Origin of the sequence: Galbibacter pacificus (genome assembly GCF_029603165.1) — a bacterium.
GTDB lineage: Bacteria > Bacteroidota > Bacteroidia > Flavobacteriales > Flavobacteriaceae > Galbibacter > Galbibacter pacificus.
Map to the genome: position 1 here is coordinate 154919 of NZ_JAQSVC010000006.1, position 21815 is coordinate 176733.

General features: G+C 39.2%; 21 protein-coding genes and 2 tRNA genes. 18 read left to right on the top strand and 5 right to left on the bottom strand.

Annotated features, from left to right (window positions below; translation table 11 throughout):
* Positions 1-76 precede the first annotated feature (76 nt).
* Together PSF86_RS15635 and PSF86_RS15640 are read right to left on the bottom strand one after the other, a co-directional pair.
* Positions 77-1609: an OmpP1/FadL family transporter gene (locus tag PSF86_RS15635; RefSeq protein ID WP_277901031.1), complete on the bottom strand. Its 1533-nt coding sequence runs from the start codon at positions 1607-1609 to the stop codon at positions 77-79.
* Positions 1610-1742: 133 nt separating this feature from the next.
* Positions 1743-2876, bottom strand: coding sequence for a hypothetical protein (locus tag PSF86_RS15640; protein WP_277901032.1), 1134 nt, complete (start codon positions 2874-2876; stop codon positions 1743-1745).
* A 98-nt stretch (positions 2877-2974) separates the two neighbouring features.
* On the opposite strand from PSF86_RS15640, the gene proS reads away from it, so the two are divergent.
* The 11 genes from proS (at position 2975) to guaB (ending at position 11731) form a co-directional block, all read left to right on the top strand.
* Positions 2975-4450, top strand: a complete 1476-nt coding sequence (gene proS, locus PSF86_RS15645) for a proline--tRNA ligase (protein ID WP_277901033.1) — start codon at positions 2975-2977, stop codon at positions 4448-4450.
* An 85-nt stretch (positions 4451-4535) separates the two neighbouring features.
* A tRNA-Glu gene (locus PSF86_RS15650) sits at positions 4536-4607 on the top strand.
* A 62-nt stretch (positions 4608-4669) separates the two neighbouring features.
* Positions 4670-4741 (top strand) — tRNA-Glu (locus PSF86_RS15655).
* A 66-nt stretch (positions 4742-4807) separates the two neighbouring features.
* Positions 4808-5059, top strand: coding sequence for a 30S ribosomal protein S20 (gene rpsT / locus PSF86_RS15660; protein ID WP_277901034.1), 252 nt, complete (start codon positions 4808-4810; stop codon positions 5057-5059).
* 95 nt (positions 5060-5154) lie between these two features.
* Positions 5155-6087, top strand: coding sequence for a peptidylprolyl isomerase (locus PSF86_RS15665; RefSeq protein WP_277901035.1), 933 nt, complete (start codon positions 5155-5157; stop codon positions 6085-6087).
* A gap of 67 nt (positions 6088-6154) precedes the next feature.
* Positions 6155-6700: a YfiT family bacillithiol transferase gene (locus tag PSF86_RS15670; RefSeq protein ID WP_277901036.1), complete on the top strand. Its 546-nt coding sequence runs from the start codon at positions 6155-6157 to the stop codon at positions 6698-6700.
* Positions 6701-6841: 141 nt separating this feature from the next.
* Positions 6842-7858: a quinone-dependent dihydroorotate dehydrogenase gene (locus PSF86_RS15675; protein WP_277901037.1), complete on the top strand. Its 1017-nt coding sequence runs from the start codon at positions 6842-6844 to the stop codon at positions 7856-7858.
* 3 nt (positions 7859-7861) lie between these two features.
* Positions 7862-8482 (top strand): LysE family translocator, encoded by a 621-nt coding sequence (locus tag PSF86_RS15680; protein ID WP_277901038.1) that lies wholly within the window; start codon positions 7862-7864, stop codon positions 8480-8482.
* Between the two features lie 108 nt (positions 8483-8590).
* Positions 8591-9250: an HAD family hydrolase gene (locus tag PSF86_RS15685; RefSeq protein ID WP_277901039.1), complete on the top strand. Its 660-nt coding sequence runs from the start codon at positions 8591-8593 to the stop codon at positions 9248-9250.
* A gap of 3 nt (positions 9251-9253) precedes the next feature.
* Positions 9254-10117, top strand: coding sequence for a hydroxymethylglutaryl-CoA lyase (locus PSF86_RS15690; RefSeq protein WP_277901040.1), 864 nt, complete (start codon positions 9254-9256; stop codon positions 10115-10117).
* A 141-nt stretch (positions 10118-10258) separates the two neighbouring features.
* Positions 10259-11731, top strand: coding sequence for an IMP dehydrogenase (gene guaB / locus PSF86_RS15695; protein ID WP_277901041.1), 1473 nt, complete (start codon positions 10259-10261; stop codon positions 11729-11731).
* Positions 11732-12021: 290 nt separating this feature from the next.
* Here the strand turns inward: guaB and PSF86_RS15700 are convergent, their stop codons facing one another.
* Positions 12022-12264, bottom strand: coding sequence for a hypothetical protein (locus PSF86_RS15700; protein WP_277901042.1), 243 nt, complete (start codon positions 12262-12264; stop codon positions 12022-12024).
* A 143-nt stretch (positions 12265-12407) separates the two neighbouring features.
* On the opposite strand from PSF86_RS15700, the gene PSF86_RS15705 reads away from it, so the two are divergent.
* The 6 genes from PSF86_RS15705 to PSF86_RS15730 all read left to right on the top strand — a co-directional run bounded on the left by PSF86_RS15705 (position 12408) and on the right by PSF86_RS15730 (position 19290).
* A complete protein-coding gene (locus PSF86_RS15705) occupies positions 12408-13280 on the top strand; it encodes a peptidyl-prolyl cis-trans isomerase (RefSeq protein WP_277901043.1) in 873 nt (290 codons plus the stop codon).
* Positions 13281-13290: 10 nt separating this feature from the next.
* Positions 13291-14754 (top strand): peptidylprolyl isomerase, encoded by a 1464-nt coding sequence (locus PSF86_RS15710; RefSeq protein ID WP_277901044.1) that lies wholly within the window; start codon positions 13291-13293, stop codon positions 14752-14754.
* Positions 14755-14760: 6 nt separating this feature from the next.
* Positions 14761-15714, top strand: coding sequence for an AAA family ATPase (locus PSF86_RS15715; protein WP_277901045.1), 954 nt, complete (start codon positions 14761-14763; stop codon positions 15712-15714).
* A gap of 279 nt (positions 15715-15993) precedes the next feature.
* Positions 15994-18255 carry an aconitate hydratase gene (locus PSF86_RS15720; protein WP_277901046.1) on the top strand — a complete coding sequence of 754 codons (2262 nt, stop codon included), beginning with the start codon at positions 15994-15996 and terminating at the stop codon, positions 18253-18255.
* 125 nt (positions 18256-18380) lie between these two features.
* The gene (locus tag PSF86_RS17905; protein WP_407933337.1) at positions 18381-18605 is read left to right on the top strand and encodes an SdpI family protein; all 225 of its coding nucleotides are present in this window, start codon (positions 18381-18383) and stop codon (positions 18603-18605) included.
* Between the two features lie 124 nt (positions 18606-18729).
* Positions 18730-19290, top strand: coding sequence for a TlpA family protein disulfide reductase (locus PSF86_RS15730; RefSeq protein WP_277901048.1), 561 nt, complete (start codon positions 18730-18732; stop codon positions 19288-19290).
* A gap of 40 nt (positions 19291-19330) precedes the next feature.
* On the opposite strand, the gene PSF86_RS15735 is transcribed toward PSF86_RS15730, so the two are convergent.
* On the bottom strand, positions 19331-20239 hold the full coding sequence (locus PSF86_RS15735) for a MerR family transcriptional regulator (protein ID WP_277901049.1): 909 nt from the start codon (positions 20237-20239) through the stop codon (positions 19331-19333).
* A 226-nt stretch (positions 20240-20465) separates the two neighbouring features.
* On the opposite strand from PSF86_RS15735, the gene PSF86_RS15740 reads away from it, so the two are divergent.
* Positions 20466-21401 carry an NAD-dependent epimerase/dehydratase family protein gene (locus PSF86_RS15740; protein ID WP_277901050.1) on the top strand — a complete coding sequence of 312 codons (936 nt, stop codon included), beginning with the start codon at positions 20466-20468 and terminating at the stop codon, positions 21399-21401.
* Positions 21402-21438: 37 nt separating this feature from the next.
* Here the strand turns inward: PSF86_RS15740 and PSF86_RS15745 are convergent, their stop codons facing one another.
* Complete coding sequence (locus PSF86_RS15745; protein WP_277901051.1) at positions 21439-21810, bottom strand: group III truncated hemoglobin; 372 nt, start codon at positions 21808-21810, stop codon at positions 21439-21441.
* Between the last annotated feature and the right edge of the window lie 5 nt (positions 21811-21815).

Genomic DNA, 21815 nt, shown 5'->3' on the forward strand with positions numbered 1-21815 from the left:
TTTCTCTATATATTTATTGGTGGTATAGCCAAGATAAAAATAACCCTTTGTATTGATAGGTTTTTTTGTGCTTAATTTACATATTAAACGTAAACGATAAGGTAACATTTGTGTTTTTATTGTCTATTGCAGCCGTAGAGGTAAGTCCGGTGTCATATAAAGAGACATTATAATCGCGAAATGCTTGGCTAAAACCAAGGTCCAGTTTTGTTGGGCCAAAATTATAGCCTATCCCTAGAGAGTAACCATTGAGTTCGCCCATTGTAAATTCGTCTTTGTATGGGCTTCCTTCGTATCGGTATCCGCCTCTTAGGCTTAGGTTTTTTATACGGTACTCGCCACCAACCCTAATGGTCGAAACATCTTGGAACAATTCTTCCATCGCTCTGTTTTCTTCGGCAAAATAGGGGTCGGTTGTAGGTTTTATCTTAGCATTGGACATATCTTGATAGCTGTAATCTACACTTAAAAGCCCCGACTGGCCAAAAATAAAGGCGGCACTCCCGGTATATTTACCCGGAATTTGAATTTTATAATCTGGGAAAACTATAGTTGAATTTGGGGTTGCTTCAGAATAAGTTGTGTTTGCATCGTTTGGATCGGCATAATAATCGGTATTGATCCTTTGAAAAAGTTCGTCTGTCATTGTATACCATGTAGGCGATTGATAGCTGGCCCCCACACGAACAATATCGTTCAACTTGGCTATTCCACCTATATTAAACGAGAATCCGTTTCCGTAGGTAAACAATTCGTTGTCAAACTGTACATATTGAAGTTTGGAATCGCTGTCGTAACCATATTCATCAAATTGGGTATTTTTTGTCCTTTCCAGACTATGGAAATTTAACCCAAAACCAAGATAAATATTGTCGGAATACTGAGAGGCAAAATTAAGCGTGTACTTGCTGTTAAAGCCCGAGGTAACCACTAATTGCTCTTGGCCTATTCCGTTAGAGAATTTGGCATTGGAAATATAGTTTGTTTCATCTGGATTGTCCATCGTGGCCGGGTCTATAACATAATTTTGGTACCCGAGAAAACCTTGTTGTGCACTGTACCCCAAATCGTAACCAATATTTACATAGGCATCTGTTATGGTTTCGTTGTTAATAGGCTCTAAATCGCCCACTGCAAACCCGTTTGCATTGTTGAGGAAGTACTGCGCAATAGAGGTATTTCCATCTCCAATGGCATAATATTCATTTTCATAATTATTGCTCAGTTCATAATTAAAAGCCATGGTAAATTTTTTCCACGGAGAATTGGTGTTTCCATTGTTGAATACCAAGGTACCCCCAATTTGGTTAAGCCTTAAATTGGAAAAATCGGTATTGCTGTCCCCGTTAAAATAGCGTGTGTCATTTTTTACATGATAATTGGCTGCTGAAATAGTGAACAATGTATTTGTGAACACGGCCGAACCTGCCGGATTGATATTGATGGAAGACATATCCCCACCAAGGGCACCAAAGGCTCCGCTCATACTTTGAAAACGGGCCGTACCGTTTAAGTTGTCGTTTCCGTACAGCACGACATCGTTTCTGTTTTGCGCAAAGGCTATCACGCCGACGAACAAGGTCGCTATTAATAAAACTCTATTTTTCATTTGATTGTTTAAAAGTTGAGAATGCAGTAAAACTTATTTTATGTTGTTTGATTGCCGTTAAATTATACGCTTAGGTAAAATTTAATATAATAATGTCTTGAGCTTAAGTAAGCCCAAGACATTGTTGTTTTTTTTATCTTCCGCCTCTTCTACCGCCTGAACTTCTTGAGCTACCGCCAGAAGACCTGCTTCCACCGCTCGATCTTGAATAAGAGCTACTACTTCTGCTAGTCGAAGGTCTTGAATAGGAGCTGCTACGGGATGAGCTTGATGACCTTGAGTAGCTGGAGTTGCTTCTGGAGGAACTCGACGATCTTGAATAACCAGAATTATTTCTACTACTATTTGAGGATGATCTTGAATAGTTGGAATTTGAATTTCTAGAATTATCGCCTCTTGAGTATCCCGAAGACCTGGTGTACCTATCGCGGTCAACACCAACCCGTGCACTATTTGAATAGCCGTTTCGGCTTATAGAGCTTCTGCTGCTTCTGGTTGCGTTTGCATTTCTAGAATACCCTCTGGAAGTCCTGGCACTTGTACTGCTACGCCTTGTTGCTTGGCTGCTTCTGGAAACAGCGGCTGTAGTTCTTCCGTAGTACCCTCTTCTTGAGTTTGTATATGCATAGCGGTGTCCGTAATAATAAGGATAATATGCTGGTCTGTACCATCCGCCACCATAATAAGGTCCGTAGGGGCCGTACCATGAGTTGTATCCCCAACCCCAGCTAATTCCCCATCCGGGTCCGTACCATCCGGCGCCTCCATACCAGCCACCATAATAAGGTCCCCAGAACGGGTCGTACCATCCGCCGTAGTAGCCACCGTAATAACCGCCCCAACTGTTGTTGTATACATTAACTATTGTTTTTTCCGGGTTTTCTCCCCAGCCGGGATTTCCGGAGTTGTAGTTTAGTGCATATTCCTGGGTAACATCTGTGCTGTCTACTTGAGAGCTGGAATATCCATCAACATCGGTAAAAACGTCGTTTTGTTCTTGGTATTCTATAGCGTTATCCAACATTTGGGACCTGCTGTTAAAATAGGTCTCATAATCGGTAACAACCACATTTTCGGTTGTTTCGTCTTGTTTTTTATCATTGGGTGCTTGCGTATCGTCGTAATAAGCAATATCGTCATTATAGATTCCGTCTCTGTCATAATAAGATGCCTGTTCATAAGAACCGCACGAAGCTACAAGGATTCCAATGATCAAAACGGCCGTAAAAGCCTTTATTTTTTTAAAAAAGTATAGTGTTTTCATCATTGCAAATATTTATTGTTGAACATAACAAAAATAGTTAGTTTTGTCAAACTATTTATTACATTTAACTAAGGTGCAAGTTTTGTGCCAAACTACAAATAATGGGTAAGAATTTAACTAAGAGAAGCGAAGATTATTCAAAGTGGTATAATGAATTGGTTGTTAAGGCCGATTTGGCTGAGAACTCGGCTGTTCGGGGGTGTATGGTGATTAAACCATATGGATATGCAATCTGGGAGAAAATGCAGGCCGAACTGGACAGGATGTTCAAGGAAACAGGGCATCAAAATGCATATTTCCCATTATTCATTCCAAAATCATATTTAAGCAAAGAAGCCGATCATGTGGAGGGGTTTGCCAAAGAGTGTGCCGTGGTAACCCATTACCGGTTAAAAAATGCCGAAGATGGTAGCGGGGTGGTTGTAGACCCAGATGCAAAACTGGAAGAAGAACTTATTGTAAGGCCCACATCGGAAACCATTATTTGGGATACGTATAAAAAATGGGTGCAATCGTACAGAGATCTGCCAATATTGGTGAATCAATGGGCTAATGTGGTGCGTTGGGAAATGCGGACCCGCTTATTTTTAAGAACTGCCGAATTTTTATGGCAGGAAGGGCATACCGCCCACGAAACCAAAGACGAAGCAGTGCGCGAAGCCGAGCAGATGATGAATGTCTATGCCGAATTTGCCGAAGATTTTATGGGGGTTCCCGTAATAAAAGGAGTGAAAACAGATAGCGAGCGCTTTGCCGGGGCCTTGGAAACCTATTGTATTGAAGCCTTGATGCAGGACGGAAAAGCTTTGCAGGCAGGAACATCTCATTTTTTGGGTCAGAATTTCGCCAAAGCTTTCGATGTAAAATATGCCAACAGAGAAGGGAAGCAGGACTATGTTTGGGCAACCTCCTGGGGGGTTTCAACACGGTTGATGGGAGCCCTTATCATGACACATAGTGATGATAACGGATTGGTGCTGCCGCCAAAATTGGCACCTATACAAGTGGTAATTGTGCCCATACATAAAGGAGAAGAACAATTAAATGCCATTACCGAAAAAGTAAAACCTTTGCTGAAGGAACTCCGTTCTAAAGGCATTACAGTTAAATACGACGATAGGGATACCTACAAACCGGGCTGGAAATTTAATGAATATGAATTGAAAGGGGTCCCGGTTCGACTTGCCTTGGGGATGCGCGACATGGAAAACAACACATATGAAGTTGCCCGAAGGGATACCCTTACCAAAGAAACCGTTGCCGCTGAAGCTGTTGTTGAAAAGATACAAGGGCTGCTTGAGGAAATTCAGGAAAGCGTATATAAAAAAGCACAAGAATATAGAGATGCACATATTACCGAGGTTGATACTTTTGAGGAATTTAAAAAGCTTTTAGAAACAAAAGGCGGATTTTTATCAGCGCATTGGGACGGAACCGCCCAAACCGAGGATAAAATTAAAGAGTTAACCAAGGCAACCATACGTTGTATTCCTATAGATGCCAAAGCTGAAAAAGGGCAGTGTGTCTATTCTGGTAAGCCTTCAGAGCGGCGCGTATTGTTTGCCAAAGCGTATTAATCCAAAAAAATCCAAAAAAAATATTTACAGGTATTGTATGATTTAAAAATAGTTGTATTTTTGCATCCGCAATTGAGAAAAAAATGGTCCGTTCGTCTAGGGGTTAGGACGCCAGGTTTTCATCCTGGTAACAGGGGTTCGATTCCCCTACGGACTACTAAAATTAAGTTCAATTTGACATACACGGTTTTTACCGTAACTCTTGAAAAAGAGTATTTTGGTCCGTTCGTCTAGGGGTTAGGACGCCAGGTTTTCATCCTGGTAACAGGGGTTCGATTCCCCTACGGACTACTTTAAAAATAATGATAAAAGTAGAAGTAATTTCTACATTTTTTTAAAAAATTTAAGTTTAGAGAGATGGCAAATCACAAGTCGGCATTAAAAAGAATCAGAAGAAACGAAGCAGTTCGTCTAAGAAATAAATATCAACATAAAACTGTACGTAACGCTATCAAGAAATTACGTGCTACTGAAGATAAAAAAGAAGCAGAAACTTTATTACCTTCTGTAATTGGTATGATAGACAAATTAGCAAAGAAGAATATTATCCATGCCAATAAGGCTGGAAACCTAAAATCTGGATTAACTAAAGGAGTGAACGCTCTTTAATAATCTGGTTTTATACTATAATTTATAAACGCTCTGCTATTTTGTGGAGCGTTTTTTTTTAGACTTTTTTAAACATTAATAGATTTTAGAAAGATATGGAAAACGGCATTTATGCAAAGTTTAATACTTCAAAAGGAGAAATTCTTGTAAAATTAACTTACGACAAAACCCCGGGAACAGTTGGTAATTTTGTGGCCCTGGCCGAAGGAAACATGGAAAATAGTGTAAAACCACAAGGAAAACCATACTACGACGAACTTACTTTCCATAGGGTAATAAACGACTTTATGATTCAAGGAGGCTGCCCGTTGGGAACCGGTACAGGCGACGCAGGTTATAAATTTGACGACGAATTTCATCCAGAACTAAGGCATAACAGGCCCGGCGTACTGTCTATGGCAAATGCCGGACCGGGAACAAACGGGTCGCAATTTTTTATTACACACGTTGAAACTCCATGGCTTGACGACAAGCACAGCGTTTTTGGGTTTGTTGAAAAAGGGCAGGAAATTGTAGATGCCGTACAGCAGGGAGATAAATTGGAGAGTGTTGAGGTTATCCGTATAGGTGAAGAAGCCAAAAATTGGAATGCCATTGAAGCGTTTAGGACCTTTGAAGGCGAAAGAGAAAAAAGAATAGCCGCCGAAAAGGCCAAGGCTGAAGAAGCATTGGAAAAATTGGCCGCCGGGTTTGAAAAGACCGAAAGCGGATTGAGATATAAAATGATTCAAAAAGGAAATGGTGCAAAAGCCGAAAAAGGAAAAACGGTTTCGGTTCATTACAAAGGACAACTGGAAAACGGCCAGGTTTTCGATTCTTCCTACAGCAGAAACCAGCCAATAGATTTTACTTTGGGTGCTGGTCAGGTAATTTCTGGTTGGGACGAAGGGATTGCCTTGCTTCAGGTAGGCGATAAAGCCCGTTTTGTAATTCCTGCTCATTTAGGTTACGGCTCAAGAGGCGCCGGAGGTATAATCCCCCCAAATGCAACACTTATTTTTGATGTTGAGCTGGTAAACGTTAAATAATAAAATTATTATAACAATTTAAGGTCCTGTTGCATCTTGGTGTAACAGGATTTTTTATATTTGGCGCATGACTACTGAAGCGCTAGAAAAACTAAAATATCCAATCGGGAAATTTACAATTCCCGACAATATTACTTCAAAAGACATACAAAAGTGGATCAAGACCATTGAGTTTTTCCCCGATAAGCTGGAAAGCCTGGTGGAGGATTTTGACGACCTTCAGCTCGATACGCCATACAGGCCGGGCGGATGGACAGTACGTCAGGTTATACACCATCTGGCCGATAGCCATATAAACAGTTATGTGCGTTTTAAATGGACACTTACCGAGGAAAAACCGACCATAAAAGCATACCATGAAGATAGATGGGCGCTTTTGGATGATGGAGCGCATGCAGATATTGATCTTTCCTTGAGTTTGATAGAATCTTTGCACAAGCGATGGGCATACATGCTGAAAGATTTAACAGCGAAGCAATTAAACCGAACTTTTATACATCCGGAATCTAAAGCCGAAATATCGCTGAAGCAGTTAATTGGAATTTACGATTGGCATTGCAGGCATCATTTTGCGCATATAAAAGAATTGGCCAAAAGGGAAGACTGGGTTTAATGGGCTGGCTGGCTGCGTAAGTTTTTTATGGGGTTGTTGTTTTTTTGTGAAGCTTAAACCCCGATAGTCAAAAAAATATAAAGAAAAAAATAAGGCATAGTTTTTAACTTTCAAGTATTTTTGCGCAAACAAGCATTTTTCATGTATAAATTACTTATAAGGCCTATTCTTTTTCAGTTCGATCCGGAAAAAGTGCATTATTTTACATTTTCCATAATTAAATTTCTGAACAAAATTCCCGGTGCTTCTGCAATAACAAGGGCTATTTATTGTTTGGATAATAAAAAATTGGGACGAGAGGTCTTTGGATTAAAATTTAAAAACCCGGTAGGCTTGGCCGCCGGTTTTGATAAAGATGCCAAACTGTACAACGAATTGCATAATTTTGGATTTGGTTTTGTAGAAATAGGGACCTTAACCCCAAAAGGACAGCCCGGAAATCCTAAAAAAAGGCTGTTTAGATTAAAAAGCGACAAGGCCATTATTAACAGGATGGGGTTCAACAATGGCGGGGTGCAGGAAGCTGTTGATCGCTTAAAGAAAAATAAAGGGGTTTTAATTGGCGGGAACATTGGCAAGAATAAAAATACTCCCAATGAAAATGCTGTAGATGATTATAAAATTTGTTTTGAGGCGTTATACCCTTATGTGGACTATTTTGTTGTGAACGTAAGCTCTCCCAATACTCCAAATTTACGCGAACTTCAGGACAAGGAGCCGTTAACCAAGTTGTTACAAACACTTCAGGAAATAAACCGGGGGAAAGAAAAGACTAAGCCAATACTTTTAAAAATAGCACCAGACTTGACCAACAATCAATTACTGGACATAATTGCTATTGTGAACGAAACCAAAATAGCAGGGGTTATTGCTACAAACACAACAATTTCCAGGGAAGGGCTTGCTTCTGAAAATAAAAAAGAAAACGGAGGCTTGAGTGGGGTGCCGCTTGCACGAAGAGCTACAGAGGTAATTCGCTTTTTGTCCGAAAAAAGCAATAAGTCATTCCCGATTATTGGTGTGGGTGGAATTCATTCGGCAAAAGATGCTCTGGAAAAATTAGATGCAGGGGCATCGTTGGTACAGATTTATACCGGATTTATATATGAAGGTCCGTCATTGGTAAAAAAAATCAATAAGACTATTTTAAAATCGTAGTTGTTGAATTTAGAAATTCTATATGCATTTGTATTGGCTACAGCGGCCTTGGCGTTTGCTCCCGGGCCAGACAATATATATGTGTTAATGCAAAGCATGGTCCATGGCGTAAAAAGTGGCTTGGCTACTGTTTTTGGCTTAATGTCGGGGTGTGTTGTGCATACCAGTTTGGTGGCTTTTGGGGTTTCGGTACTTATTAAGCAGTCTCCATTTTTATTTACGGGTTTAAAGGTTGTTGGTGCCGGTTATTTGTTGTTTTTGGCCTATAAAGTTTTTAAAGGCAATGCCCATATTCAATTGGGGGAAGGGCATGTCCCGAAAAAAACATACAAGTCGCTTTTTGTTCAAGGTTTTTTTATGAATGTGCTCAATCCCAAGGTCTCTATTTTTTTTCTGGCTTTTTTTCCGGGGTTCCTATTTAGCGATTCAATGAATAGTGTATGGCAATTTTATATTCTTGGAGCCATATTTATAGTGGTTTCCTTTATTATTTTTGCTTTTATAGCAATTTTGGCCGGACGTATTTCTATATATTTAAAACAACATAAAAATACCGGATTGGTACTAAAATGGCTTCAAATAGTGGTTTTTATGGGGATAGCAGCCTTCCTTTTATTAAAGTAACGTTTTATTCTTTGTCCTTTTTATAACTTAATTATCCTTTATTGCCCATTTAAAAACACTTGTGTAAGCAATAGAGGATGTTTACCTTTGATTTAAACGTAATTAATTTTGACTAAAAATCATTTTATCTTCGATATGGACGGGGTCATAGTAGACAGTGAACCGGTGCATCAAGAAATATTAAATAAAGTTTTTCAGGAACTTAACCTAGAATTTTCAGTAGCATATCATCATACTTTAGTAGGGATGGCGGCAATTCCCATGTGGGAAAAAATCCGGACCGATTTCAGTATCGAAACAAACGCCCGCGAGCTAATGAACTTTCATAAGGAGTTTTTGTTTATTGAAATGGGCAAAAGAAAAATAGCCCCGGTTCCGGGTGTGATAGATTTACTTTTAAGATTGAAAAAAATGGGGATATCAATTTCCCTGGCTTCATCTTCTCCATTAAAATTGATAAATTTATTTATTGACCAACTAGAAATAAGAAGCTATTTTGATTATTTAATAAGTGGGGAAAATATAGAGAGGAGCAAACCTTTTCCGGATATTTTTTTAAAAGTAGCCAATGAGTATGGCGTTAGCCCAGATAAATTTGTGGTTATAGAAGATAGCTATAACGGGGTGAGGGCCGCCAAGGCAGCCAAAATGACATGCATTGGCTATAAGAACCCGAATTCGGGAAATCAGGATTTATCGCCTGCCGACATAATTATTACTAGCTTTACAAAATTAACCGATGAAAAAATAAAACTGATTGCCACGTAATAAATGGAAGCGGTAAAAATTATAGAATGCCCAAGGGATGCAATGCAGGGAATAAAGGCCTTTATTCCTACCGAAAAGAAAGCGCAGTATATTCAGGCACTATTGCGCTGCGGTTTTCATACGGTAGATTTTGGAAGTTTTGTTTCCCCAAAGGCCATTCCGCAAATGGTAGATACCGCACAGGTGCTTTCCAAACTGGACTTGTCCAAAACCCAAAGCAAGCTTTTGGCAATAGTGGCAAACGTTCGTGGGGCAGAAGATGCCTGTAAATTTCCCGAAATAGATTATTTGGGGTACCCGTTTTCAATTTCCGAAAACTTTCAGATGCGCAATACACACAAAACCATTGCAGAGAGCGTAGATATTTTATCAGAAATTTTAGAAAATGCCACTAAATCCGGAAAAGAAGTGGTTGCTTATTTGTCCATGGGATTTGGTAACCCGTATGGAGACCCATGGAATGTGGAAATTGTAGGAAAGTGGACCGAAAAACTTGCATCAATGGGCATAAAAATCCTCTCGCTTTCAGATACTGTTGGTTCTTCAACTCCCGAAACCATTCACTATTTGTTCTCTAATTTAATTCCCAGATACCCCAAGATTGAATTTGGCGCACATTTGCATACAACGCCCCAAAGTTGGCATGAAAAGGTCAATGCCGCATACAATGCCGGGTGTAGGCGCTTTGACGGGGCCATTCAAGGATTTGGTGGTTGCCCCATGGCAGCCGATGAGCTTACGGGAAACATGCCCACCGAAAAATTACTTTCGTATGCCAATGCCGTCAAGGCAAATACCAATATAAATGCCATGAGTTTTGAAAGTGTCTACAACGAAGCTATCAAGATTTTCGATAATTATCATTAAAAACCATATTTTTTAAAGTTTTTATTGAAGTTTAAACCGTTATTTTATTGATTAAGTTAAGATATTCATAAAATGAAAATCGGCTTAATTCTTACTGAAAAAAGCAGTATATTTGTGTGCAACTAAATTAGAAGTTGCAATATGGAAGCTCACAATGCAAAGTTTGTTGGCGAAGGTTTAACTTACGACGATGTGCTACTCGTTCCGAACTACTCTGAAGTATTACCACGCGAGGTTAGCATTCAAACAAAATTCACAAAAAACATACAAATCAACGTTCCAATCGTCTCTGCGGCAATGGACACCGTTACCGAAAGTAGGATGGCAATTGCTATTGCCAGAGAAGGCGGGATTGGCGTTCTGCACAAAAACATGACCATTGAACAGCAGGCGCTCAAGGTTAGAAAGGTGAAGCGTGCTGAAAGCGGGATGATTATAGATCCTGTAACACTTTCCTTAAATGCCAAGGTGGAAGATGCCAAAAACAGCATGCGGGAGCATAGTATAGGCGGAATTCCCATTGTAGATGATGAAGGCTACTTAAAAGGAATTGTAACCAATAGGGACTTACGTTTTGAAAGGGACAACGACCGGCCCATAATTGAAGTGATGACCAGCGGAAACTTGGTAACTGCTGCCGAAGGGACCTCTTTGGAAGATGCCGAAGGAATATTACAGCAGCACAAAATTGAAAAACTCCCGGTGGTCTCCAAAGACAACAAGCTAATTGGTCTTATTACTTTTAGGGATATTACAAAACTTACCCAAAAACCAATAGCAAATAAGGATGTTTTTGGACGCTTGCGCGTTGCCGCAGCCATTGGCGTTACCGGTGATGCACTGGACAGGGCAAGGGCATTGGTACACGCTGGAGTAGACGCCGTGGTAATCGATACCGCACACGGGCATACAAGAGGTGTTGTTACTATTTTAAAAGAAGTAAAAAAAGAATTTCCCGACCTAGAAGTAGTAGTAGGTAATATTGCAACCCCCGAAGCGGCCAAATATTTAGTTGAAAATGGAGCCGATGCCGTAAAAGTTGGTATCGGTCCTGGTTCTATATGTACAACACGAGTGGTTGCGGGTGTTGGCTTTCCGCAGTTTTCCGCAGTATTGGAAGTAGCGGCCGCACTTAAGGGCACCGGGATACCTGTTATTGCCGATGGTGGTATACGCTATACAGGCGATATACCCAAAGCCATAGCCGCAGGTGCCGATTGTGTAATGCTTGGTTCGCTTTTGGCCGGCACCAAAGAATCGCCTGGAGAAACCATTATTTACGACGGAAGAAAATACAAATCATATCGTGGAATGGGTTCTGTGGAAGCAATGCAGCACGGAAGTAAAGACAGGTATTTTCAAGATGTGGAAGACGATTTGAAGAAACTTGTGCCAGAAGGAATTGTAGGACGAGTACCATACAAAGGAGAGCTGTTTGAAAGCATGCATCAGTTTATTGGCGGGCTTCGTGCCGGAATGGGATATTGCGGAGCAGGCAGTATAGAAGAATTAAAAAGCAAAGGACGTTTTGTAAAGATTACTTCAAGCGGAATTCATGAAAGCCATCCGCACGATGTAACTATTACAAAAGAAGCTCCCAATTACAGCAGATAAATGTTATTAGATAATAGTTGTTAGTGAAAAGGGATTAGGGAATTGTTATTTGTTAATGGTTAATTGTTATTAGGGGAAAAGGAAAAGAGCCTTTAAGTTTGAACCTGTGAACCTGAAACCTCAAATAGTGATTAGTGAAAAGGGATTGGGGAATTGTTATTTGTTAACTGTTATTGGTTATTAGGGGCTACAACTCTCAACTCTGGACTCTCAACTACCCTCAACAACATAGCATGATAGCAACATAACAGCATAACAACCAAAAACCTGAAACCAAAAACCAAAAAAAATTACCCCTCTTTGTAATATACCCCGCGGTGTGGTTTTAGCTTATTTCGTAACGGAATTAGATATTCTTTTTCCACAACAAGATAAGCAATGGCATGCTCGTTGGGGGTTATTACTTCATGGCCGGTCTTCAAAAAAGGGATTTTGTCCATTTCCATGAATTCCTTTAGGTGAACTTCATAATGCTGGGCTGTTTTTAATGCCGCGGGGCTTCTAAAATCCCATATCATTTTTATGTGTTCCATAGTTTATCTGAATCTTTTTTGGTAAAAGTAGCTAAAAATCTATCCCAAAACTATCTTATAGCGTTGTTAAAATCCTTGATTTATATAGGCTAATTGTTATTTTTGTCCGAATGGGGCATAAGCTTTAAGAATAGTACTTAATAATGCATAAATTTTTTATTTTAATTATAACGGCAACCCTTCTTGTTTCTTGTAATTTGTTCGTTTCAGAACCTGTTGAAGAGCCAGTGGCCAGGGTAGGTGAAAATTACCTCTACAAATCTGATCTTCAAAAAATACTGAATAAAAATATCACGGCCGAAGACAGTTTGATTGTGGTGAACAACTATATCCAAAATTGGGCGCAGGAGCAAATATTGCTGGAGCGGGCTAAGATTAACCTTACGGAAGAGAAACAGGCTCAGTTCGAAGATCTGGTAAAGCAATACAGGGCAGACCTATACACCAACGCCTACAAAGAGGGCATTGTAGCAAAATCTATGGACACATCGGTATCTGAAGAGGCTGCCGAAAGCTTTTATGAAGCCCATAAAAACAATTTTAAACTAAACGAGGATCTGGTCAAGATTAGGTATGTAAACGTTTCAGAAGATTACCCCGATATTAAAATGGTACGGGAAGCTTTTAAAAAATACGATGAAGATGGCCGCATGTACCTACAAAACTCAGAGCTGAAGTTCAGGGCCTATTCCTTCAACGATTCAGTATGGGTTAAATCGTCTTCCGTAGTAAAAAAAATACCCGGCCTTACACCCGAAAACAAAGACGAATATTTAAAAAAATCACATTTTTTTGAGCTTTCCGATTCTTTAGGAGTATATTTGGTCACTGTAAATGAAGTGCTTAATAGAAGCCAAACAGCCCCTTTGGAATATGTAATCCCAACGGTGAAAAAAATTATATTGAACAAGAGAAAATTGGAATTTATAAAAAATCTTGAAAAAGATCTTTTGGATGAAGCTACTCGAAAAAAAGAGTTTGAAGTATTTGAGAATAAAAAAAATAAGCAAAAATAAAATGACAAAAATGAACAAAGCTTTATATGTTGTAGGATGTATGTTGATGTTTATAATAAATCCACTTTTAGCCCAAGAAACCCAAGTAGATTCGGTGGCTGTGGAATCTCCCGATTTATTGGTAAGTAACGACACAACAAATGTTGGGGCGGCAACAGCCAGTTTAAAAGACACCGTAAAAATAGACAATACACGGGAAAAAGTAGATGGGGTTGCGGCCGTAGTTGGAGAGTATGTAATTTTAGAATCCGATATCGATAAAAGCTTCATTGATATGCAAACCCAAGGTGTCTCAACAAAAAACATAACACGTTGCCAGGTGCTTGGGAAATTAATGGAAGACAAGCTATATGCACATCAGGCCATTCAAGACAGTATTGTGGTTACCGATGCCGAGGTAAACAGTACCGTAGACAGGCAAATGGACTTTTTGGTGTCGCAGGTCGGTTCCATGGAAAAACTTTTGGAATTTTACCGAAAAGACGACGAACAGAGTTTTAGGGAAGAACTGTTTGAAATTGTAAAATCTCAGCAATTGTCGCAGCGCATGCAAGCCAAAGTAGTAGAAGAAATAGAGATTACGCCAGAAGAAGTACGGCAATGGTATAACAGCCTTGCCGAAGATGAGCGCCCTGTTTTTGGAGATGAAGTAGAAATTGCGCAAATTGTTAAAGTCCCCGAACCATCTGAAGCAGAAGTTAAGGAAACCATCGATAAATTAAAGGAATACAAAAGGGATGTTGAAGAAAACGGTTCCAGCTTTGCCATAAAGCAAACACTCTATTCTGAAGACCCCGGGAAGAACAGTAATGGCGGTATATATAAATTGAGCAAAAACTCTGGTTTTGTACAAGAATTCAAGGACGTTGCTTTTAGTACAAATGAAGGCGAAATCTCAGAGCCCTTTAAAACCGAATTTGGCTACCATATTATTTATGTTGAAAAAATAAGGGGCCAAGAACGCGATGTGCGCCATATACTGTTAAGACCAAAAATTTCTGCGGAAGCCATCGAGGAAACCAAAGACGAACTGGCAAAAATACGTACCAAGATTTTGGACGGCGAATTTACATTTGCTGAAGCAGCCAGAAATTTTTCAGATGAAAAAGAAACCCGTTTCGATGGTGGGGTTTTAAGAAACCCAGAAACATTCGATACTAAATTCGAGCTCACCAAAATGGATCCCACCCTATACAGCCAGATCAGTGATTTGCAAGGAGATCAAATTTCCCAACCTTTACAGGAAGAAACGAGAACCGGTATCCAATTTAAATTATTAAAAGTTATAAAAAGATATAAATCGCATAAGGCAGATTATTCGCAAGATTATGTAAAAATTAAAGAACTGGCCTTAAAGGAAAAGCAGTTTAAAGAGATTGCCGAATGGATGGACGAAAAAATTAAAGATACATATATAAGCGTAGCCCCCGATAGCAAAGGTTGCGATTTTGCCAATAATTGGTTGAAAAAATAAAAAAGAATGTCCGACGTTACTGCCGTAGAAAATCTGGTTAAGAAGCACAGTGCCCTTAAAAAAGAGATTGCCAAGATTATAATTGGCCAGGAAAAAGTTGTTAACGAAATACTTTTGTCCATATATTCCGGAGGCCACTCCCTTTTAATAGGGGTACCCGGTCTGGCAAAAACTTTAATGGTAAACACCATAGCCGCGGCATTGGGCTTAAACTTTAAGAGAATACAATTTACTCCAGATTTAATGCCGAGCGATATTCTAGGGAGCGAGGTGCTGGACAACGACCGGAATTTTAAATTTTTAAAAGGCCCCGTTTTTGCAAATATAATCCTTGCCGACGAGATTAATAGAACCCCGCCAAAAACACAATCCGCACTATTGGAAGCCATGCAGGAACGTGCGGTAACGGTTGGTGGAAACCACTATAAACTGGACCTGCCATATTTTGTGTTGGCAACCCAAAACCCCATCGAGCAAGAAGGTACGTACCCATTGCCCGAGGCACAGCTGGACCGGTTTATGTTTGCCATAGAGTTGGGTTATCCGTCATTTGAAGAAGAGATTGCCGTGGTAAAGTCCACCACTTCAGACGAAGTTAAAAACGTAACTCCGTTGTTTTCGGCAAACGAAATTGTAGAAATCCAGCATTTAATCCGTCGTGTTCCCGTTGCAGACAATGTGGTGGAATATGCTGTTAAATTAGTTGGAAAAACAAGGCCTAATAGTAAATTGTCAACCGAGTTGGTTAATAATTATGTAGATTGGGGCGCGGGACCAAGGGCTTCTCAAAATTTAATCTTGGCCGCCAAAGCACATGCAGTTATTAACGGAAAATTCTCTCCCGATATAGAAGATGTTCAGGTGGTGGCCAATGGTATTTTAAGGCATCGAGTGATAAAAAATTACAAGGCCGATGCCGAAGGGCTTTCAGTAGAAAAAATTATTTCATCCCTTTTTTAACGGTCATTCTTCCACTTGGCAACACTGTTTTTTTAACAAAATACTACGACTTTGATAATCAAAGAAATGTTTTGTTGAGGAGCTTTGTTTTTTAGAATCATTAAATTGATTAAATCGTAAAAATCAACTTTTTATTTTAAATAAAATCCTCCGATTTTAAATTTTGGCTGACTTTTTTTCAAAACTTCCATCATAACCGAATGTTTTCTTAAAAACTTTAATAACTCTGGGGTTTTTCGTATTTTCGCAGGACTTTCAAATTAAATAATATACAATAATATGGCTTTTGATATTGATATGATTAAGGAGGTTTATGCTTCCATGGCAGAGCGGGTCGATAAGGCTCGTGAGCTTACAGGTAAGCCGTTAACCTTATCAGAAAAAATACTTTATGCTCACCTTTGGGACGGGATGCCAACCAAAGCATTTACAAGAGGTAAAGATTACGTGGATTTTGCACCCGATAGAATTGCTTGTCAGGATGCAACGGCACAAATGGCATTGTTGCAATTTATGCAGGCCGGAAAGGCTAAAGTAGCAGTTCCCACAACAGTGCATTGCGATCACTTAATTCAGGCAAAACAAGGAGCTGCCCAAGATTTAAAACGTGCAAACGAGACAAGTAATGAAGTATTCGATTTTCTTGGTTCAGTATCAAATAAATATGGAATAGGTTTCTGGAAACCGGGAGCCGGAATTATTCATCAGGTTGTGCTTGAAAATTATGCATTTCCGGGCGGAATGATGATTGGTACCGATTCTCATACGGTAAATGCCGGAGGATTGGGAATGGTAGCCATTGGAGTTGGTGGAGCAGATGCCGTGGATGTTATGGCAGGAATGGCCTGGGAATTAAAATTCCCTAAACTTATTGGGGTTAAGTTAACCGGAAAACTAAACGGTTGGACATCTGCAAAAGATGTAATCCTGAAAGTTGCTGGAATATTAACCGTAAAAGGAGGGACCGGAGCTATTATAGAATATTTTGGCGAAGGCGCCAAAAACCTTTCTTGTACCGGTAAAGGGACCATTTGCAACATGGGTGCCGAAGTAGGCGCCACAACTTCTACTTTTGGGTATGACGATTCCATGGAGCGCTACCTTCGCGCAACAGATAGAGCAGATATAGCCGATGCCGCGAATAAAGTACGCGAATATTTAACCGGAGATGACGAGGTATATGCAAAACCTGAACAATATTTTGATGAATTGATCGAAATAAACCTTGATGAACTGCGTCCGCACTTAAATGGGCCTTTTACGCCAGATTTGGCAACTCCGGTAGGGCAACTTGGCGAAAAGGCAAAAGAAAACGGTTGGCCAATTAAAGTTGATTGGGGTCTAATAGGCTCTTGTACCAATTCTTCATATGAAGATTTAACACGTGCGGCTTCCATTGCAAAACAGGCCGTTGATAAAAAAATAAAACCTAAATCAGATTTTGGTATCAACCCGGGATCAGAACAAATTAGATATACCGCAGAGCGTGACGGGATTTTGAAGATTTTTGAAGATCTTGACGCTACCGTATTTACAAACGCATGCGGACCATGTATTGGACAATGGGACAGAAGCGATTTAAAGGGAGAAGAAAAAAATACCATTGTACACTCTTTTAACAGAAACTTCTCTAAACGTGCCGATGGTAACCCAAATACGCACGCATTTGTTGGATCGCCAGAAATGGTTGCCGCAATTGCAATTTCAGGGCGTTTGGACTTCGACCCGATGACAGATACATTGATTAATGAAAATGGAGAAGAAGTAAAATTAGACGAGCCTAACGGTTTAGAATTGCCAACACAAGGTTTTGCAGTAGAAGATGCAGGATATGTAGAGCCAGTTGTAGATGGCAGTAAGGTAGAGGTGGTTGTAAGCCCTACATCCGAAAGGCTTCAATTGTTAACGCCTTTTGAGCCAATTGGTGATGAAATTAAAGGTGCTAAACTATTGATTAAAGCATTTGGGAAATGTACTACCGACCATATTTCCATGGCCGGTCCTTGGTTGCGTTACCGTGGTCACCTCGATAATATTTCAAACAACATGCTTATCGGTGCCGTAAATGCTTTTGGTAAGAAAACCAATTTTGTTAAAAACCAATTAACAGGCGAATACCAAGGAGTTCCCGATGTGGCACGTGCCTATAAAGCCAAGGGTGTTTATTCAATTGTTGTGGGAGACCATAACTATGGAGAAGGATCCTCCCGCGAGCATGCAGCTATGGAACCCAGGCATTTGGGCGTTGCCGCTGTAATTGTAAAATCGTTTGCACGTATCCACGAAACAAACCTTAAAAAACAAGGAATGTTAGGGCTTACCTTTGCAAATGAAAGCGATTACGATTTAATTCAAGAAGACGATACATTTAATTTCCTGGATCTTAATGAATTTGCTCCGGACAAACCTTTAAATGTTGAAGTTGTCCATGCCGATGGGTCTAAAGACGTTATAAAATTGAATCATTCTTACAACAACTCGCAAATTGCATGGTTTAATCAAGGTTCTGCATTGAACCTTATTAAAAAGCAAAATGCTTAATAAGTAAGATTTTTTAAAATAATTATATAAAGCTCTCGAATTTTCGAGAGCTTTTTTTGTTCTTGTTTTCGTATTTTATGCGAGAAAATATTAATTATTTATATGGGTACCGAACTAAAAAATCGATGGCGAACATTGAATCATGGCGGTTGGCAAACTCGTATTGGCCAAGGGTTTTATTGAAATTCAGTGTTTTGTCTATAGTTGTAGGGTTTGCATTGTTCATTGTTTTTGGTTTTGTTGTTTCAATTTTGGGCACGTTTTTTTTATGGATAATTTTTTTAATACTTTCAATTTTTATGACTGAAAATAAGCTTGGAAAATTCAGAAAAAATAAAAAAGAGAATTAAACGTATTAGCAATTTATTTTTATAGCTTCCCTACGGGTACCGTAAACAGGCAAAGAAAAGGTTGAATTAAAAAGGCGTACCTTTGTATATAATGAAGCGCTCTTTTTTGATGAGTTGATTTGGTATGAAAGTAACAAAAAATCAGGTTCAAAATATAATCCTATTGCTGGTAATAGCCTTGTTGGTTTTTACGCCTGTTGGAACAGGGGTAAAAGTATACATTAACAGGTGGTTGTCTTTTGCCCCGTCTGTAGTTTCTGAAAATAAACGGGAAATTATCGAGGATTATCAATGGAAGCTGCAAACAATAAGTGGTGAAAATTATAACTTCAATGAAGCCAAAGGTAAAGTTGTGCTGATAAATTTTTGGGCAACTTGGTGCCCGCCTTGTATTGCCGAAATGCCTTCCCTACAAGATTTATATGCCGATTATAAAAACGACGTACTATTTTTATTTGTTACCAATGAAAACCCAAAGGCCGTTACAACGTTTCTGGACAAACATCATTATAACTTCCCGGTCTTTATCCCGCTTTCTCCAGTTCCCGATAAAATCAATGCTTCTTCAATGCCTACAACTTATCTTATTGACAAAAAAGGAAAAATTATTATCGATAAAACAGGTGCTGCGGACTGGAACAGCAAAAAGGTTCGGGAATTGTTGGATGGGTTGATAGTTGAATAGTTATGGGTACGAATATTTTTATTGAAGCTTATATATTTGACTAAAACTGGCCTTGTAATTTTTTTACAACATCATCCAATCTACTAAACCTTGATACATTTTTAAATAAAGAAAGATCAGCATTTTTTGTTTGACTTCCTAAAACCCATATTGGGTGCTGGGTATTGGCGTTCACGCACATATTTAGGTTTTTTATATAAGAAGCAAGATCGTTTGCAGAAGGGGCAATGGTAAAATATGATATAAATATTACCTTGCTGTAATGCATTGCAATGTTTTGCAGCCCTTCCATCGGGACAGATTGACCTAAATAAATAGACTTATACCCCCTCAGCATAATTTCGTAATTTATATACAAAAGCCCAATTTCGTGCACCTCGTTGTTCGGCAAGAAAAGAACAAAAACAGGCTCCTCGTAAACAGGGGTTATTTGCTGAAGTTTCTCTGTGTTGGCAATAATTTTTTGCTTTATCAAATTAGATATAAAATGTTCGTGTGCCGGCGAAATGGTATCGGTTTGCCATAAAATACCTAGGTCGTTTAAAAAAGGTATAAATACTTCAAAAAACACATCCCTAAAAGATTTTTCTGAAATTAAATTATTGTATGCATTGTAAAAAAGAGCCTGATCAAAATTCATCATGGCCATTTTTATATCGTTTAAAGAATGCCCTTTGTTGTTGCTTATAGATGCTATTTCCCTGACCAGTACAGGTATTTCGTTTTCGGGGATTTTGGCAATTTTAGAAATTTTGTAGCCATGGTTATAGAGCGATGCAACGTTCAATAATTTTTGCAAGCTTTTTAAGGTGTAAAAACGAATATTGGTATTGGTCCTTTTAGGGGACAACAAACGGTATCTTTTTTCCCAAATCCTGATTGTATGAGCCTTGATCCCTGAGAGGTTTTCAAGGTCTTTAATGCTGAAATGATCTTTTATGGCATTCATTTTAAGGGAAAACTGTTTAAACAAAAATAGCAATTTTGTAGGTCTAAGGGAAGTCGTTTGCCAAAAATGCTATATACGAAATTATGGCAAGTAAAGTAAAAAAAATAATCTTATAAAAAAACCGGGTATTTTATTTAAATCCTGACCAAAAAATAAAGATATTTGCGAATGTGAAAAAAAGAGCATTTCAAAGTCTTGTTTTTTTAGGAATCTTTTAATTTTTTATATGGGGAAAATACTTATTACTGGGGCTGGAGGACAATTGGGAACCGAATTAACCGCGGCATTGGCGCAAAAATACGGGAACGAGAATGTTATAGCAACGGATATTAATGAAAAGGCTGCTGAAAAATATACCTTTTGTAGTTTTGAAGTGCTGGATGTTTTAGATGTTGATCGGTTTTCAAAACTTGTTGAAGAGTATGACGTGTCTACAGTTTACCATCTGGCGGCCATTTTATCGGCAGTGGGGGAGAAGAATCCGCTTTTCACATGGAAATTAAACATGGACAGTCTTTTAAATGTGCTGGAAATGGCCAAAAACGGTAAAATAGAAAAAATATACTGGCCTTCCTCTATTGCGGTTTTTGGTAAGAACACCCCAATGGACAACACCCCACAGGAATGTGTAATGGATCCCACAACGGTTTACGGGATATCAAAACTGGCAGGAGAGCGTTGGTGCGCCTATTATTTTGAAAAATATGGGGTAGATGTAAGAAGCCTTCGTTATCCCGGGCTTATAGGTTATAAATCTGTAGGCGGTGGTGGTACCACAGATTATGCGGTAGATATTTATAGGGCAGCCATAAATAAAGAAGATTTTGATTGTTTTTTAAAAGAAGATACGTATCTGCCCATGATGTACATGCCCGATGCAATTAAGGCAACGCTTCAGCTCATGGACGCACCAAAGGAAGATGTCAGTGTCCGGTCTTCTTATAATATTTCTGCTTTGAGCTTTTCGCCAAAAGAAATTTATGCTTCATTATTGAAGCATTATCCCGATTTTAAAATAGCGTACACGCCCGATTTTAGGCAGGACATTGCTTCAACATGGCCAGATAGCATAGACGATACAAAGGCCCGTTTGGATTGGAATTGGCAACCCGATTATAATCTGGACGAAATGACCGAGGATATTTTAAAGCACCTTACGTAAGGGCTGGCTGGGAACAATTTTGGTAAATGTGCTGTTTTTATAGTTTGCTAAGGTAGGCTATTTTATGTTGAAACATTTCGGCCATTTTTTCGGCACGCCATTTGGCTTCAGAAGCTTTTTCTCCAATAAATAAGGAGTCAACAGTTGTAAAGAACAGGAATTTCCATCTGTCAAAATGCTCCTTGGAAACAGGGAGTTTTGCATGTGGGGCAAATGGACTTCCAAAATAGGTGTGGTTTTCTGATAAAACAGTTTCCCAAAACCGGTACATTTTCTCCAAATGTTTTGGCCACTGATCTTGGATGACATTATTGAAAATAGGACTTAAAATAGGGTCTTTACGAATTTCGCCATAAAAAGTGTCTACCAGTAACTTGATATCGTCTATAGATTGAATATCGGTTTTCATAGCTT

Excerpts from the sequence above, each read along its gene's own strand:
- PSF86_RS15635 (WP_277901031.1), bottom strand. The coding sequence starts at position 1,609 with ATGAAAAATAGAGTTTTATTAATAGCGACCTTGTTCGTCGGCGTGATA.
- PSF86_RS15640 (WP_277901032.1), bottom strand. The coding sequence starts at position 2,876 with ATGATGAAAACACTATACTTTTTTAAAAAAATAAAGGCTTTTACGGCC.
- proS (WP_277901033.1), top strand. The coding sequence starts at position 2,975 with ATGGGTAAGAATTTAACTAAGAGAAGCGAAGATTATTCAAAGTGGTAT.
- rpsT (WP_277901034.1), top strand. The coding sequence starts at position 4,808 with ATGGCAAATCACAAGTCGGCATTAAAAAGAATCAGAAGAAACGAAGCA.
- PSF86_RS15665 (WP_277901035.1), top strand. The coding sequence starts at position 5,155 with ATGGAAAACGGCATTTATGCAAAGTTTAATACTTCAAAAGGAGAAATT.
- PSF86_RS15670 (WP_277901036.1), top strand. The coding sequence starts at position 6,155 with ATGACTACTGAAGCGCTAGAAAAACTAAAATATCCAATCGGGAAATTT.
- PSF86_RS15675 (WP_277901037.1), top strand. The coding sequence starts at position 6,842 with ATGTATAAATTACTTATAAGGCCTATTCTTTTTCAGTTCGATCCGGAA.
- PSF86_RS15690 (WP_277901040.1), top strand. The coding sequence starts at position 9,254 with ATGGAAGCGGTAAAAATTATAGAATGCCCAAGGGATGCAATGCAGGGA.
- guaB (WP_277901041.1), top strand. The coding sequence starts at position 10,259 with ATGGAAGCTCACAATGCAAAGTTTGTTGGCGAAGGTTTAACTTACGAC.
- PSF86_RS15700 (WP_277901042.1), bottom strand. The coding sequence starts at position 12,264 with ATGGAACACATAAAAATGATATGGGATTTTAGAAGCCCCGCGGCATTA.
- PSF86_RS15705 (WP_277901043.1), top strand. The coding sequence starts at position 12,408 with ATGCATAAATTTTTTATTTTAATTATAACGGCAACCCTTCTTGTTTCT.
- PSF86_RS15710 (WP_277901044.1), top strand. The coding sequence starts at position 13,291 with ATGAACAAAGCTTTATATGTTGTAGGATGTATGTTGATGTTTATAATA.
- PSF86_RS15715 (WP_277901045.1), top strand. The coding sequence starts at position 14,761 with ATGTCCGACGTTACTGCCGTAGAAAATCTGGTTAAGAAGCACAGTGCC.
- PSF86_RS15720 (WP_277901046.1), top strand. The coding sequence starts at position 15,994 with ATGGCTTTTGATATTGATATGATTAAGGAGGTTTATGCTTCCATGGCA.
- PSF86_RS17905 (WP_407933337.1), top strand. The coding sequence starts at position 18,381 with ATGGCGAACATTGAATCATGGCGGTTGGCAAACTCGTATTGGCCAAGG.
- PSF86_RS15730 (WP_277901048.1), top strand. The coding sequence starts at position 18,730 with ATGAAAGTAACAAAAAATCAGGTTCAAAATATAATCCTATTGCTGGTA.
- PSF86_RS15735 (WP_277901049.1), bottom strand. The coding sequence starts at position 20,239 with ATGAATGCCATAAAAGATCATTTCAGCATTAAAGACCTTGAAAACCTC.
- PSF86_RS15740 (WP_277901050.1), top strand. The coding sequence starts at position 20,466 with ATGGGGAAAATACTTATTACTGGGGCTGGAGGACAATTGGGAACCGAA.
- PSF86_RS15745 (WP_277901051.1), bottom strand. The coding sequence starts at position 21,810 with ATGAAAACCGATATTCAATCTATAGACGATATCAAGTTACTGGTAGAC.